This window comes from Pseudomonas sp. SA195, assembly GCF_054131565.1.
The window spans coordinates 1,563,042-1,576,305 of the sequence record NZ_CP096392.1 but is presented as its reverse complement, the minus strand read 5'-3'; the positions used below and the strand labels follow the sequence as shown (position 1 = coordinate 1,576,305).

15 protein-coding genes and 4 tRNA genes are annotated in these 13,264 nt (G+C 58.9%); 10 read left to right on the top strand and 9 right to left on the bottom strand.

Annotation, left to right across the window (positions count from 1 at the left end):
* Positions 1-308: 308 nt before the first annotated feature.
* The 6 genes from M1D78_RS07315 (at position 309) to M1D78_RS07290 (ending at position 4,987) form a co-directional block, all read left to right on the top strand.
* The gene (locus M1D78_RS07315; RefSeq protein ID WP_437419876.1) at positions 309-641 is read left to right on the top strand and encodes a hypothetical protein; all 333 of its coding nucleotides are present in this window, start codon (positions 309-311) and stop codon (positions 639-641) included.
* Positions 638-811, top strand: coding sequence for a hypothetical protein (locus tag M1D78_RS07310; RefSeq protein ID WP_437419877.1), 174 nt, complete (start codon positions 638-640; stop codon positions 809-811). Before M1D78_RS07315 ends, M1D78_RS07310 begins: the two co-directional genes overlap by 4 nt.
* A gap of 169 nt (positions 812-980) precedes the next feature.
* Entirely contained in the window at positions 981-2,060 is a 1,080-nt protein-coding gene (locus tag M1D78_RS07305) for a phage major capsid protein (RefSeq protein ID WP_457933556.1), read from the top strand.
* A 158-nt stretch (positions 2,061-2,218) separates the two neighbouring features.
* Entirely contained in the window at positions 2,219-2,359 is a 141-nt protein-coding gene (locus tag M1D78_RS07300; RefSeq protein WP_165362549.1) for a hypothetical protein, read from the top strand.
* A 126-nt stretch (positions 2,360-2,485) separates the two neighbouring features.
* Positions 2,486-4,675 carry a phage tail tape measure protein gene (locus M1D78_RS07295; RefSeq protein ID WP_437419878.1) on the top strand — a complete coding sequence of 730 codons (2,190 nt, stop codon included), beginning with the start codon at positions 2,486-2,488 and terminating at the stop codon, positions 4,673-4,675.
* A 15-nt stretch (positions 4,676-4,690) separates the two neighbouring features.
* A complete protein-coding gene (locus tag M1D78_RS07290) occupies positions 4,691-4,987 on the top strand; it encodes a hypothetical protein (RefSeq protein WP_319297717.1) in 297 nt (98 codons plus the stop codon).
* 373 nt (positions 4,988-5,360) lie between these two features.
* On the opposite strand, the gene M1D78_RS07285 is transcribed toward M1D78_RS07290, so the two are convergent.
* Positions 5,361-5,437: transfer RNA gene (locus M1D78_RS07285), tRNA-Arg, on the bottom strand.
* Between the two features lie 267 nt (positions 5,438-5,704).
* On the opposite strand from M1D78_RS07285, the gene M1D78_RS07280 reads away from it, so the two are divergent.
* The 3 genes from M1D78_RS07280 to M1D78_RS07270 all read left to right on the top strand — a co-directional run bounded on the left by M1D78_RS07280 (position 5,705) and on the right by M1D78_RS07270 (position 6,689).
* Positions 5,705-5,920, top strand: coding sequence for a hypothetical protein (locus tag M1D78_RS07280; RefSeq protein WP_437419879.1), 216 nt, complete (start codon positions 5,705-5,707; stop codon positions 5,918-5,920).
* Positions 5,921-5,961: 41 nt separating this feature from the next.
* Entirely contained in the window at positions 5,962-6,144 is a 183-nt protein-coding gene (locus M1D78_RS07275; protein WP_437419880.1) for a PA3371 family protein, read from the top strand.
* A 218-nt stretch (positions 6,145-6,362) separates the two neighbouring features.
* Positions 6,363-6,689: an Arc family DNA-binding protein gene (locus tag M1D78_RS07270; RefSeq protein WP_243606475.1), complete on the top strand. Its 327-nt coding sequence runs from the start codon at positions 6,363-6,365 to the stop codon at positions 6,687-6,689.
* Positions 6,690-6,829: 140 nt separating this feature from the next.
* On the opposite strand, the gene M1D78_RS07265 is transcribed toward M1D78_RS07270, so the two are convergent.
* From M1D78_RS07265 to mgtE, 4 genes are all read right to left on the bottom strand, one after another.
* Positions 6,830-7,966 carry a sodium ion-translocating decarboxylase subunit beta gene (locus M1D78_RS07265; RefSeq protein ID WP_437419881.1) on the bottom strand — a complete coding sequence of 379 codons (1,137 nt, stop codon included), beginning with the start codon at positions 7,964-7,966 and terminating at the stop codon, positions 6,830-6,832.
* A 9-nt stretch (positions 7,967-7,975) separates the two neighbouring features.
* Positions 7,976-9,760 carry a sodium-extruding oxaloacetate decarboxylase subunit alpha gene (oadA, locus tag M1D78_RS07260; RefSeq protein WP_437419882.1) on the bottom strand — a complete coding sequence of 595 codons (1,785 nt, stop codon included), beginning with the start codon at positions 9,758-9,760 and terminating at the stop codon, positions 7,976-7,978.
* A 22-nt stretch (positions 9,761-9,782) separates the two neighbouring features.
* Positions 9,783-10,031, bottom strand: coding sequence for an OadG family protein (locus M1D78_RS07255; RefSeq protein WP_437419883.1), 249 nt, complete (start codon positions 10,029-10,031; stop codon positions 9,783-9,785).
* A gap of 142 nt (positions 10,032-10,173) precedes the next feature.
* The gene (mgtE, locus tag M1D78_RS07250) at positions 10,174-11,622 is read right to left on the bottom strand and encodes a magnesium transporter (RefSeq protein WP_437419884.1); all 1,449 of its coding nucleotides are present in this window, start codon (positions 11,620-11,622) and stop codon (positions 10,174-10,176) included.
* 318 nt (positions 11,623-11,940) lie between these two features.
* Between mgtE and M1D78_RS07245 the strand changes: the two genes are divergently transcribed.
* Entirely contained in the window at positions 11,941-12,417 is a 477-nt protein-coding gene (locus M1D78_RS07245; protein WP_437419885.1) for a DUF4124 domain-containing protein, read from the top strand.
* A gap of 46 nt (positions 12,418-12,463) precedes the next feature.
* On the opposite strand, the gene M1D78_RS07240 is transcribed toward M1D78_RS07245, so the two are convergent.
* From M1D78_RS07240 to csrA, 4 genes are all read right to left on the bottom strand, one after another.
* Positions 12,464-12,540: transfer RNA gene (locus M1D78_RS07240), tRNA-Arg, on the bottom strand.
* A gap of 71 nt (positions 12,541-12,611) precedes the next feature.
* A tRNA-Arg gene (locus M1D78_RS07235) sits at positions 12,612-12,688 on the bottom strand.
* A 108-nt stretch (positions 12,689-12,796) separates the two neighbouring features.
* Positions 12,797-12,887, bottom strand: a tRNA-Ser gene (locus M1D78_RS07230).
* A 61-nt stretch (positions 12,888-12,948) separates the two neighbouring features.
* Positions 12,949-13,134, bottom strand: coding sequence for a carbon storage regulator CsrA (csrA, locus tag M1D78_RS07225; RefSeq protein WP_243606469.1), 186 nt, complete (start codon positions 13,132-13,134; stop codon positions 12,949-12,951).
* Between the last annotated feature and the right edge of the window lie 130 nt (positions 13,135-13,264).

Here is a 13,264-nt window from a genome sequence, read left to right as displayed (position 1 = left end):
GACTCGGACCAGATCGGCAGTTTTCCCACGATCAAGACCGGGGGTTTCCCACTATCAAGGCAGCGGGTTTTCCCCACAACTGGGGATATCTCACCGCGACCGAACCGTCTCACTGAGACCAAAACGGCTCACTCGCCGTACAACGGATGACCGTTCGTCGGGAATTTTCAAGACAAAAACGAAACCGAACGAACCCGGACGGCAGAGCGGGATTAGCCATAAATCAGCGCTGGCCAGCACCAAAAAAGCCCCTAATATGTAGCCATTACGACGTCACGTCGCGTCACTTTACATATTGAGGGCTCCCCATGAACACCACCCCGCCACGCGGCCGCCAGCTTCTCCCAACTCAGCCGGAGCAGCGCGCCTACCTTAAAAGCATCCGTGAGGCTGCTGACCGGGGCGACCTTAGCGCGATGGCGTCCGCACTGTTCCTGACCAAGCTCTCCGAGCAGATCGAAGCGACCGAGGAAATCGGCAAACAGATTCGCCGGTTGACCATCACTGTTGAGGCGGAGGCGTCCCGCCAGCGTCTGCGGCAAACCCAAGAAGACATGAACGCCGCGATCGGCAGTTTCCGCAGCACGGTCTTCGCAGCCCTGGACCGCGCACAGGCCGCACAGGAGCTCGAAACCAAATGAGCGCCGTCAACAGCCCGTCGAACCAGAAGAAGCGCGAGGAAGCCGCTGAGATGCTGAAGCGCTACCGCGCAACCGCTGAACGCATCCCAGGCGGGTGGCACGTTAAAGGGCCGAGGTCAGACCTTCGCGTCTCCGATCTCGCCTATCTGCTGGAGAGCGATCTGCGATGAAACGAACCATCGAAAGCCCTGTGCGTGATGCTCGTGGGTTTTCACACCGCCTGGCAGGACTAGCTCCCCTGATTGGCGGCACTTCCCGTAAGCCGAGTGATTCGGGGCACGGCGAAGCAACGAGCATCCGGCCGCATCAGCGGCACAACAGAATTTCGAGGAACACCAAATGACTGATTATGTTGAGCAGGTAAAAAGCAAACTGGCGGAGATCAACGAGTTCGCCACCAACCGCCTGGAAAAAGTCGACGGCGAAATCAAGACTCTGCGCGAGCAGATGATCGACCTGGCGCAGAAAGGCGGAATTCCGAACGGTTTCGGCGTGAAGGCCAATAACGAGTCGGTCGCAGCGCAGTTCGTGCAATCGCCGCAGTTCAAGTCGATGCTGACCGGCGCGCCTACCACTGGCCGCGTGGAAGTGAAGGCAACCATCACCAGCGCAACCCATGACGTGCAGGCAGAACGCGCACCGGGCCTGTTCAACAACCCGCAGCGCGCCCTGTCTCTGCTGTCGGTTCTGCCGAGCCTGGCCGTCAACACTGGCGTGTTCGAGTTCATGCAGCTCAACGGCTACGTCAACGCTGCAGCCGTGCAGGTGCTGGAAGGCGACGTGAAGGCAGAGGCATCGCTGCCGACCCAGATCGTGCAGGCCAACATCAGCACCATCGCGCACTGGATCAAGGCATCGAACCAGATCTTGGCCGACGCCCCCGCCCTCTCGATGCAGATCGACAACTTGTTGCGCTACGGCGTGACCGCCAGGCTCGAAAGCGAGCTTATCAACGGCGCAGGCGGTGCCGGCAAGATCCTGGGCCTCGTGCCTCAGGCTACAGCGTTCGTTCCGACCCTGACCGCCAAGGCAGACAAGATCGGCGAAGCGAAGGCCGCAATGGAAGCCGATGGTTGGGTTCCGAGCCTGATCGTGATGAACCCGGCCGACTGGTTCGTGGTTGCTTCCGAGCGCGCCACCGATGAGCAGTATGTTCTGGGCAGCCCGCGCGACCCGGCCGGTCCGAGCCTGTGGGGCGTTCCTGTCCTAACCACCCCGGCCATCGCCTCTGGTACCACGCTGATTCTCGATCAGTCGCAAGTTGCTGTGCTGAACCGTGAAGGCGTGACCGTGATGGCCAGCCGTGAGGATGGGACCAACTTCACCACGAACCAGACCACTATTTTGGCGGAAGCCCGCTATGGCCTGGCCGTGTTCGCTACCGGTGCCGTTCGCAAGATCGTTGACGCTGTTGTTTAAACGGTGATGTCCCGCTGCCGGAGCGGCCCGTAAGGGAAAGTCCGGCCCTGGGTATAGTCGTGAGTCACCAGGTCATGAAAGAACCGCGACAGCCTGCGCGTCAACTCCTTCAGATTCTCGCAAGACGGTGGCAGGCAACTAATTCACTTGAGGCAGCCATGAAAGACCTGATCGATTTCCTCGGTATCTACCGCGCCAGGACGCTGCCCAAGGCACCCAAGCAGGACGGCAAGGCGTACCACTACGCGCCATCCACAAAGGCCGTCAGCGAGCTCAAGCGATGGCCCGCCAGGTGGTAGGGGTGGGTCAAAAGCCTAGCGCTCAACCGTGCAGGAAACCGCGCCCCCTCCCATTCGCAGACTTTTTGCCTGTTAACGAAGACGTTAACCAACCCGTTAACAGACTAAACACCATCGGTGGCCCAAATGAGTAAATCGTTAGGAACCCTGACGCTCGATCTCGTAGCCCGAACCGGCTCGTTTGTCAGTGGTATGGACAAGGCCGAACGCAGCTCCGAGAAGTGGCGCAAGGAAGTAGAGAAGAACGCGAAGGCAGTCGGCACAGCGTTTGGCGCTGGATCTGCCGCGGCGATCGCAAGCCTCACCGCCATCACCGTATCGACGGTGAACGCAGCGGCTGAGATCAGCAAGCTATCGACCATCGCTGGCTCGTCGTCCACTGAGTTCCAGAAGTTCGCAGCCGGCGCTCAGCTCGTCGGCATCGAGCAGGACAAGCTCGCCGATATCCTGAAGGACGTAACCGACAAGGCCGGCGAGTTCGCGGCAACTGGCGGCGGCGGCATGAAAGACTTTTTCGAGCAGATCGCCCCGCAGGTTGGCGTCACGGCTGACCAGTTCGCCGCCCTATCCGGCCCGCAGGCGCTTGGCCTGTACGTCGACACGCTGGAGAAGGCCGGCGTAAGTCAGCAGCAGATGACGTTCTATATGGAAAGCCTGGCATCTGATGCCACTGCGCTGATTCCGCTACTGAAGGACAACGGCGCAGCCATGAAGGGTTTCGCCGATGAGGCCGAGCGCGCCGGCGCCATCTTGAGTGAACAGACCATCGCGGAAGCCAACAAGCTCCGGGCTGCGATGTTCCTGATGGACCAGGCAACGACAGGTCTGAAAAACCAGATAGGCAGCGCGCTGATACCCGTCCTGGGCGACTTCGCAGACGGGCTTTCCGGCGTCACTGTGGATGGCAGCCTTGCCGCTACCGTTTCGGAAGACCTGGCCGGATCGCTTCGAGCGGTTGGCAAGGCAGCAGTCGGCGCAGTGGCAGCAATCCACATTGCCGGCAGCGCACTGAAGGACCTCTACGACCTGAACGAGGCGTCCAAGGGTGGCGGTTCCTGGTGGGAGACTTACCTGCCACCGGTACGGATCTACCGCGCCTTCGAGAGTATGGACGAGATCAAGGAGACCTTTAGCGATAGCGTCTCTGGTCTCGACCAGCTTGCGCAGGGTTACGGCGAGTTCCTGAATAAGCTCGACGGCCAGGGCAACGGCGGTGGCGGATCAACCCGCCTGGAAACACTCACCGAGCTATTTAACGAGCTGCAAACCACTATGGCCCCCGGCGCTCTGCCGGCTGCTATCACGAGCACAACCAAGGCCATCGAGAGCCAGGACGAAGCGGTCAAGGAGCAGAACAAGGCGCTTGAGGCCTATCAGCGCCTGATAGCTGAGCTGCGAACAGACGAGGAACAGCTAACCGACCAGATGCGCGAGCGCTTGGCTGTGCTCGACGCGATGCAGGGCATCGAGCCTGATGAGCGAATGAAGGTTGCCGGCCGGATCGCCGGAGCCGCAACAACTGACGCGCCAGAGTTCGGCGGGCTAGATGCTGCTGTGGGCGGCCCGTTTGGCGAACTGCTGAAGATCGACGAGGCTGAGGAGAAGCTGCAGGAGTGGTACGACACGCAGCTTGAGATGCTTGAACAGTTTCGCCAGGACCGCGCCGACCTCTCCGCAGTGTGGGATGAGGAAGAGCTAGCACTTAAGCAGCAGCACGAAGACGAGCTTGCCCGGATCGAACAGGCCCGCCAGATGGCGCAGCTGGCATCGGCAGAAAGCATCTTCGGAGACCTGGCAGGACTGACAAAGACCTTTGCCGGCGAGCAGTCAGGGCTCTACAAGGCTATGTTTGCGGTCCAGAAGGCCGCGGCAATCGCTCAATCTGCAGTCGCCATTCAGCAAGGCATAGCGATGGCTGCGGCAAATCCTTGGCCTGCCAACCTGGCCGCGATGGCGTCTGTAGCCGCGGCGACAGCCAATATCGTTAGCAACATCGGCGCGATCGGTATGGCGCACGAGGGCATCGATTCCATTCCGCAGACCGGAACCTGGCTGCTGGAAAAGGGCGAGCGTGTCACTACGGCCGAAACCAGCGCAAAGCTCGACAAGACGCTGAGCGACATCCAAGGCGGGAACACTGGCGGCGGGACCACCGTTAACGTGATCGAGGACGCCAGCAAGCGCGGCACAACAGAACGGCGCACCGGTGCAGATGGACGTGAAGAGGTGAACGTATTCGTGTCGGATATCTTCGGCGATGGCCCGCGAGCCAGAGCAATCGCGCAGAAGTTCGGCCTAAGCCCAGCCGGTAGATAACCAATGGAGGTTGAGATGATTGATTACGATGTGACTGAACTAGAAGAGAAGCTGGCTCGCTTGGCAACTGAGGTGAGCGGATACGCAACGATTACAGCGGCCACACCTATGCACGAGATCCGAGCAATAGCTGAGCAAGCTGGAATGATGTTCGGCCGTATGCTGGCCGCCGCGCTTCACAGCGGGCCGATCACGGCCGACCTGGCGTTTGATATCCGAGTCAACGAGCAGCAAGGCAAGGAGCGCTTTGTAGCTGCGGCAGGACGCTTGTTCGGCGTCGGTGGGGAACTGCGGCAGGCCCTGTCCGAGTGACCCAGGGAGGGGCGGCCCGATCCTCAAAACCGCCCCGCTCCAAGACCGCCTCCGAAAGTCAGCTTTCACTAACCGCAACAATTTAGGGACAGCAGATGTCACTCGCATACGGCCGACCGGCGCAAGAAACGATCAAGATTCCGGCAGAACTCGCGGTCCTAATCGTGAAAAAGGCGTGTCGGTTAGCAGAGAAGCTGGAGAACGAGGCAATCGACCAGATGACCCGGGACGTGCGGCGCGCCTTGCAACGAGGCACAGACCCCGCAGTAATCGTGAGCCAAATGGGGCTGTGAAAAGCCTACGCCTGCACCCACATTGCACCCATGGAGGAGAACCGATGCAGGCTCTAAATCGCCGAAAACCGCATAGAATCTGGCGTCCCAGGCGAGGCTCGAACTCACAACCTTCCCCTTAGGAGGGGGATGCTCTATCCAATTGAGCTACTGGGACAAATCGGCTGGCGCAGCATCTTAGCCGTCCCTGCCCGCTTTGTCACACGTCAGTCGAGTCCGCATTCACCAGCGAACCGACCGAAAATGACAACGAGGCTTCCGCATTGCAATTTGCACTACTTCCGACCGGCAACCATGCAAAGCGCACTGCAACCCTAGATACGATGGAATCTAAGTGATTGATTTTTAAGTAATTAATCCGCCATCAAGCCTGGCACGGCGAATGCTATAGATAGGACTATCCCGCAACGCGAAGGAGACGCCCATGCAACGCCCGGCTTATTTGTTGAGCACATCGATACTGATTGCGCTAGCCGCGCTTGAGTTCAATGAAAATGGTGTGGATAACGCCGCCTCAACGGCTACCGCCAGTCAATTGGTTATGCCCACATATATCAGCCGTCCAGCATTGCCAGCTGCCCAGACGATTAACCACAGCCAAGTCGTTGCGCCTGCGCAGCCGCAGCGTTGGGTATTTTAAGGACGAAAAGACCACCGCTAGGCCCTGTCAGAGAGATTCATATGTCACTGCTAACGTTCTGCTGGTTCGGGTTGAGCTCCGCCTGTATTGCCGTTTCCATTACCCTCGACCCCAGCGGTATATGGGACGTTGCACTTAAAAGCGGGAGCGGCGTGTTTGGCTTGCTCTTCATCGTTTCGCTGATGCTTGGGCGCAGAATCAAGTTCGATCCCGTCCTTCGCTAATATGACGTGGTCGAAGACCAAGACAAGGCGCATGTCACACTAGAGGCATCTTGCCATCACAAGCAGCTTTACTGCCACGCTAAACGACGTATGATTGGCGCCATTAAGCCGTCTCGCAACTTTTTTGCAGGTCGCGGAACAGCAGGCGCTGTTCGGTTGTCAGACCGTGACTAGAACGGCAATGAGCCACCATCGTCCACCTGACTAACCGGTTAACTATGCGCCCAATGAAGCAGGCAGTTTATTCCAGCCGCACGGCTGACAAATTCGTGGTTCGGCTACCGGACGGGATGCGCGAACGCATCGCTGAGGTTGCTCGCAACCACCATCGCAGCATGAATTCGGAAATCATCGCGCGACTGGAGCAAAGCCTGCTTCAAGAAGGCGCGCTGGATGACGACTTGAATATGCGACTCGATAGCCCTGAACTCACGCTTCATGAACGAGAGCTGCTCCAACGCTTCCGTCAACTAGCGCACCGGCAGCAGAACGCTCTGATCGCATTGATCGCCCAGGATACCGAGGCCGCCCGGGACGAAGAGTAACTCTGGCAACCACCCTGCTTGCGCGATCTGAACGCCTCGCTTTGTCGAGGCGTTTTCATTATTGGCGCGTGGAGCGTGGCAGCGGACTGGTAGAACTCCGAAATCGCTTTGCCTGCATCGCATTCGACGCAAGCGTGCAATTACCCAACGAAGTTCAGCAGGACACCCGCGGCTACTGCCGAACCGATGACCCCTGCCACGTTCGGCCCCATCGCATGCATCAGCAAGAAGTTTTGCGGATTGGCCTCGAGCCCCACCTTATTGGCCACGCGAGCAGCCATCGGCACTGCCGAGACACCGGCCGCACCGATCAACGGGTTGATTTTGTTCGCGCTGAACAGGTTCATACCCTTAGCCATCAGCACGCCTGCCGCTGTACCCCCGCAAAACGCGACCATCCCGAGCACCAGGATCCCAAGCGTTTTCATTTGCAGAAATGCTTCGGCGGACAGCTTGGAGCCGACCGTCAATCCCAGTGCTATCGTCACGATGTTGATAAGCGCGTTGCGTGCCGTATCGGCCAGGCGCTCCACCACACCGCTTTCACGAAGCAGATTGCCGAACGCGAACATGCCCACCAATGGCGCGGCATCCGGCAACAGCAAGCCGACCAGCAGCGCCAACACCAACGGGAACACGATCTTCTCGATCTGACCCACCGGCCGTAGCTGCTGCATAACGATCATCCGCTCCTGCTTGCTCGTCAGTGCACGCATGATCGGTGGCTGAATCAGCGGCACCAGAGCCATATAGGAGTACGCGGCCACTGCAATCGGGCCAAGCAGGTGAGGTGCCAGCTTCGCCGTGACAAAGATGGAGGTCGGGCCATCCGCACCACCAATGATGGCGATGGATGCCGCTTCCCGCAGCGTGAACTCCATACCCGGGATGCCCGCAGCTGCCAACGCCAGCGCACCGAGCAGGGTTGCGAAGATGCCGAACTGCGCAGCCGCACCGAGAAGCAACGTCTTGGGGTTGGCCAGCATTGGGCCGAAATCGGTCATGGCCCCGACGCCCATGAAAATGAGCAACGGGAACACGCTGGTAGGCAGGCCGACCTCGTAGAACAGATGCAGAATGCCGGCGCCGTCGGCCATATTGGCGACGGGAATGTTAGCGAGCACCCCGCCAAATCCGATCGGGATCAATAGAAGCGGTTCGAAACCCTTTCGAACCGCGAGATAGATCAACCCCAGGCAAACCACGATCATGAAAAGCTGGCCCAGCTCCAGATGATAAAGCCCTGTGCTGTGCCATAGTTTGAGCAACTTATCCATGTCGCCCCCTTAGGCAATGGTCAGCAGGCTATCGCCTACAGCCACCGCATCCCCGACCTTTACGTTGACGCCGGAGACGGTGCCCGACTTGAACGCCCGAATTTCGGTTTCCATTTTCATGGCTTCCAGAATAATCACCAGGTCACCTTCCTGCACCACCTGACCTGGCTGCACCAACACCTTGAATATATTGCCAGCAAGCGGGGCCGCCTGCGGTGCACCGCTGCCCGCCGCAGGCGCTGATACTGGCGCTGCGGCTGAAGAGGGGCTAGCAGAACCGACGGGCTTGATCCCATCGATATCGCCGCCCTCGTTGACCTGAACCACGAAGGAGCGGCCATTGACCTCCACCGTGTAGACCGAAGGCTTGTCAGCTTCGCGCGACGCTACGGGCTCATTGCCAGGTGCAGGCTCGAAGGCTGTGGGATTGCCACGGTTTTCCAGAAACTTCAAACCAATCTGAGGGAACAGTGCATAGGTCAGCACGTCATCGAGCTCGTCGGCGGCCAGTTTGATCCCCTTTTCCTTGGCCAGCCCACGCAGCTCGGCGGTGAGCTTGTCCATTTCGGGCTGCAACAGATCGGCAGGACGGCAGTTTATGACCTCAGCGCCATCGAGCACGCGCGCTTGCAGTTCAGCATTGAAGGGCGCCGGCGCAGCGCCGTACTCACCCTTCAATATCCCGGCCGTTTCCTTGGTGATCGACTTGTAGCGCTCGCCAGTCAGTACGTTGATGACGGCCTGGGTGCCGACGATTTGCGAGGTCGGTGTTACGAGCGGAATGAAACCAAGATCCTCACGTACCCGTGGGATTTCAGCCAGCACCTGATCGAACTTTCCAAGCGCGCCCTGCTCCTTCAGTTGCCCTTCCATGTTGGTCAGCATGCCGCCCGGCACCTGTGCGACCAGAATGCGGGAATCTACGCCCTTGAGCGTCCCCTCGAACTTCGCATATTTCTTGCGCACCTCACGAAAATACGCAGCAACCTCTTCCAGCAGATCTAGGTTAAGCCCCGTGTCACGCTCGGTGCCTTGGAAGATGGCGACCACAGACTCGGTCGGCGAATGCCCGTACGTCATCGAGAGCGACGAGATGGCCGTATCGACGTTATCGATGCCCGCCTCCACCGCCTTGACGATCGCAGCGGTCGACAGTCCGGCAGTCGCATGGCATTGCATGTGGATGGGGATCGCCAGGCTCGTCTTCAGACGGGACACCAGCTCGTACGCGGTGTACGGCGCCAGAATGCCTGCCATGTCCTTGATAGCGACCGAATCGGCGCCCATGTCCTCGATCTGCTTAGCCAGGTCGACCCACATGTCCAGCGTGTGAACGGGACTGGTCGTATAGGAAATGGTGCCCTGCGCATGCTTGCCCTGCCGCTTCACGGCACGGAGCGCGGTATCGAGGTTTCGCGGGTCGTTCATAGCATCGAACACACGGAAGACGTCGACACCATTGCTTGCAGCCCGCTCGACAAACTTTTCCACCACGTCATCGGCGTAATGCCGATAGCCGAGAAGGTTCTGCCCGCGCAGCAACATTTGTTGACGCGTGTTGGGCATCGCTCTCTTCAGTTCACGAATCCGCTCCCACGGATCTTCGCCAAGGTAGCGTATGCAAGCATCGAAGGTTGCCCCACCCCATGACTCGACCGACCAGAAACCAACCTGATCGAGCTTGGCGGCGATAGGCAACATATCTTCCAGCCGCACCCGCGTCGCGAGGATGGACTGATGGGCGTCACGAAGCACCACGTCGGTGATGCCGAGCGGTTTGGATACAGGATTCATCGAAGGGAACTCCCTTTCCGGGTCAACCGCGACGAGCGCGGTGCTGATGGATGGCAGCCTGGATGGCAGCGAGAACGTCGGCATCTACGTCAGATGCTGCCGCAACCGGCACCGGACTGTGCGGCTGGGCACGGGCTGCCGTGTCGAAGCGGCTTGCCAGCGACGACATCAGGCGTATGCAGGCGATCAACAGAACGAGGAAGATGAAGACAGAGCCCAGGCCGAATAGCATCAGTTCGACGCCTTCAAGCAGGAGTTCGCTAGGGGTCATTGGGCTTTCCCTTTTAGATCAGCAGCTCGGGCCGCCTGTTATTCGCATCATGTTCTTGGGTCTCGCCAGAAGCGAAACCCGAGAACAGTAGCCCGAACTACGAACCCAAGGCAAACGTCAAGGGGACGCACCCCGTCAAGAATCAGAGCAGGAACAGCGTTGCCAGCCCAAGGAATATGAAAAACCCCCCGCTGTCCGTCACAGCCGTAATCATCACACTTGAGCCCAGCGCGGGATCGCGGCCCAGGCGCGCCAGCGTCATCGGAATCAACACGCCCATAAGCGCGGCAAGCAACAGATTGAGCGTCATCGCCGCTGTCATGACCACGCCGAGCGACCAGCTTCCGTAAAGCCAATACACAACGAACCCGATGACGCCGCCCCATATCAGGCCATTAAGCAGGCCGACGCCTGCTTCCTTGCGCAGCAATCTCGTGCTGTTGCCGGTACCAAGCTGATCGAGTGCCATGGCCCGGACGATCATTGTGATTGTCTGATTACCCGAATTACCGCCGATCCCGGCGACAATAGGCATCAGGGCGGCCAGCGCAACCAATTTCTCGATCGAACCGTCGAACAGGCCAATCACGCGCGAGGCCACGAAGGCGGTGATCAGATTAACCGCGAGCCAGGCCCAGCGGTTACGCAGCGACTTCCAAACCGAGGCGAAGATATCCTCCTCCTCGCGCAGGCCGGCCATGTTGAGGACTTCGCTCTCGCTCTCCTCGCGGATCAGGTCGACCATCTCGTCGATGGTCAAGCGCCCGATCAGCTTGCCACTCTTGTCCACGACCGGCGTGGAAACGAGGTCATAACGCTCGAAGGCCTGCGCGGCCTCGTAAGCATCCTCATCCGGGTGGAAGGTGACCGGATCACTGGCCATGACATCGGCCACTTGCTTGTCCGGATCGTTCACGAGCAGCCGCTTGATCGGCAGAACGCCCTTGAGAACGCCGTCGTAATCGACCACGAAGAGCTTGTCGGTGTGCCCGGGGAGCTCTTTCAGGCGGCGCAGGTAACGCAGCACCACCTCGAGACTGACATCCTCCCGGATAGTCACCATCTCGAAGTCCATCAACGCGCCGACCTGATCGTCCTCATACGACAAGGCGGAGCGCACACGCTCGCGCTGCTGCGCATCGAGGGTTTCCATCAACTCATGGACAACATCTCGCGGCAGCTCGGCGGCCAAGTCGGCAAGCTCGTCAGCGTCCAATTCTTTCGCAGCGGCAAGCAGCTCGTGATCGTCCATATCGGCGATCAGCGTCTCGCGCACAGCGTCGGACACCTCGAGCAAGATGTCACCGTCACGCTCCGACTTGACCAGTTGCCAGACGGTCAGGCGATCATCGAGCGGTAGCGCCTCGAGAATGTGAGCGATATCAGCTGGGTGAAGAACTTCGAGGCGGCGTTGTAGCTCAACCAGGTTTTGCCGGTGCACCAGCTGATCGACCAGCTCCTGATGCTGGCCCTCCTGGCTCTGACGGTGAGCCAGATCTTCGACGATTTTGTGTCGATGGAGCAGCTCGACGACCTGTGCCAGGCGATCCTGGAGACTTTCCTGCGGCTTCTTTGCTTCTACTTCGGTCATGGCGCACTCCACCCCAGCAACAGGCGTGCGCCAGGGATCAATCATTCGATACGCGGTTGGCTAGCGAAACTGTTCTTGTATCTACTGGGTAAGTCCATGAGGGAAATCCACAAACCCGGACGGGCGGACGGCGGCATATTAACACCGCGCACTTGATCAGCCCACGAAATGCACGGCAATACAACCGCTTGCACAAGATGCGTGGTGATCACCCGCACATCCTCATTGTCGACGCCTTCACGTTGAAAGAAGGCACGGAAGCACAGGACGAATTTGTCGGTTAGGCTGGCCCCTCAATCGTCAAGGAGGACGACATTGATGAAGGCCATGGCTACGGCGTGCTTCTGCGCCCTATTGATAGGCAATACACCTGCAACCGCTGCAACGGTCTACCGCTGCGTTGACAGTGCAGGCCACACGACGTTCACCCGCCAGGGCTGCCCGACCGATCAAGCGCTTGCCCTGCAGGACGCCCGTAACCCAACGCCAAGTACGAAACGGATGACACCACTCGCCGTACCCAAGACAGCACGCAGGCGTTCGTCCGAGGATTCGGTTGTAGTGGTTGGAGAGCGCGACGATGGCTGCGGCAACCGAGTGACCGGCAACGAACGGCGTAGCGCGATCATTGCTGGCAAGGTGCAGCCAGGCATGACCCGCATGGATGTGGAAAGCGCCCTGGGCAAGCCAGATGGCATCACTCAGCGCAACGGACGCGTCCAGTATCGCTACCAGGCCGAGCGAGGCGGCAGCAAGACCGTAAGCTTCGATGAACAAGGTTGCGTGCGGAAATAATCCGAAATGAAAAAGGGCCTGCATCGCTGCAGGCCCTTCTTTTAGTTGGCGCACTCAGGAGGATTCGAACCTCCGACCGCTCGGTTCGTAGCCGAGTACTCTATCCAGCTGAGCTATGAGTGCATTAGCGCTTGGTAGACCAGATCGCTTCTGGTTTCAAAAGCTTGTTGCCTGACAGCAACCAACTTCCAGTGTGGCGCACTCAGGAGGATTCGAACCTCCGACCGCTCGGTTCGTAGCCGAGTACTCTATCCAGCTGAGCTATGAGTGCGCTGAGGGTGCGCATTATATGTTCGCGATTTTCTCGGTCAAGCTATTTGCTTCAATGATTTCAACCACATCCGCTACAGCAAAACCACCACAACCACACAATGCAATATGGCGGAGAAGGGGGGATTCGAACCCCCGACACCCTTTTGAGGTGTACTCCCTTAGCAGGGGAGCGCCTTCGGCCACTCGGCCACCTCTCCGCAACACGGGGCGCATCATACCCATCTTCACCCCGTTTGCAAAGCCAAAAATCAAACAAAATTAATGGTTTGGTTCCGAGTCCTTCTCTTTCTGGATCCGCTGGTAAATCTCCTCACGGTGCACCGCGACTTCCTTTGGTGCATTAACGCCAATGCGCACCTGGTTTCCCTTGACACCCAGTACAGTGACCGTCACATCGTCACCGACCATCAGGGTCTCTCCGACCCGGCGAGTCAGAATCAGCATTCCTTTCTCCTTAAAAACGGATTCAGTTCAGTAAGCAGTCTGCAAAGATAAAGACGGATAATGTTCCGTAAGACATTGAGCCTAGAGCCTTTCACCAGCTATTGACCAGCTTGCGAGAGCCTAAAGTTCC

Bases quoted from the DNA above. Each gene is read 5' to 3' on its own strand.
- M1D78_RS07270 (WP_243606475.1), top strand. From the start codon at position 6,363: ATGCGCCCAATGAAGCAGGCAGTTTATTCCAGCCGCACGGCTGACAAA.
- mgtE (WP_437419884.1), bottom strand. From the start codon at position 11,622: ATGACCGAAGTAGAAGCAAAGAAGCCGCAGGAAAGTCTCCAGGATCGC.
- M1D78_RS07255 (WP_437419883.1), bottom strand. From the start codon at position 10,031: ATGACCCCTAGCGAACTCCTGCTTGAAGGCGTCGAACTGATGCTATTC.
- M1D78_RS07310 (WP_437419877.1), top strand. From the start codon at position 638: ATGAGCGCCGTCAACAGCCCGTCGAACCAGAAGAAGCGCGAGGAAGCC.
- csrA (WP_243606469.1), bottom strand. From the start codon at position 13,134: ATGCTGATTCTGACTCGCCGGGTCGGAGAGACCCTGATGGTCGGTGAC.
- M1D78_RS07305 (WP_457933556.1), top strand. From the start codon at position 981: ATGACTGATTATGTTGAGCAGGTAAAAAGCAAACTGGCGGAGATCAAC.
- M1D78_RS07315 (WP_437419876.1), top strand. From the start codon at position 309: ATGAACACCACCCCGCCACGCGGCCGCCAGCTTCTCCCAACTCAGCCG.
- M1D78_RS07245 (WP_437419885.1), top strand. From the start codon at position 11,941: ATGAAGGCCATGGCTACGGCGTGCTTCTGCGCCCTATTGATAGGCAAT.
- M1D78_RS07290 (WP_319297717.1), top strand. From the start codon at position 4,691: ATGATTGATTACGATGTGACTGAACTAGAAGAGAAGCTGGCTCGCTTG.
- M1D78_RS07280 (WP_437419879.1), top strand. From the start codon at position 5,705: ATGCAACGCCCGGCTTATTTGTTGAGCACATCGATACTGATTGCGCTA.
- M1D78_RS07300 (WP_165362549.1), top strand. From the start codon at position 2,219: ATGAAAGACCTGATCGATTTCCTCGGTATCTACCGCGCCAGGACGCTG.
- M1D78_RS07275 (WP_437419880.1), top strand. From the start codon at position 5,962: ATGTCACTGCTAACGTTCTGCTGGTTCGGGTTGAGCTCCGCCTGTATT.
- oadA (WP_437419882.1), bottom strand. From the start codon at position 9,760: ATGAATCCTGTATCCAAACCGCTCGGCATCACCGACGTGGTGCTTCGT.
- M1D78_RS07265 (WP_437419881.1), bottom strand. From the start codon at position 7,966: ATGGATAAGTTGCTCAAACTATGGCACAGCACAGGGCTTTATCATCTG.
- M1D78_RS07295 (WP_437419878.1), top strand. From the start codon at position 2,486: ATGAGTAAATCGTTAGGAACCCTGACGCTCGATCTCGTAGCCCGAACC.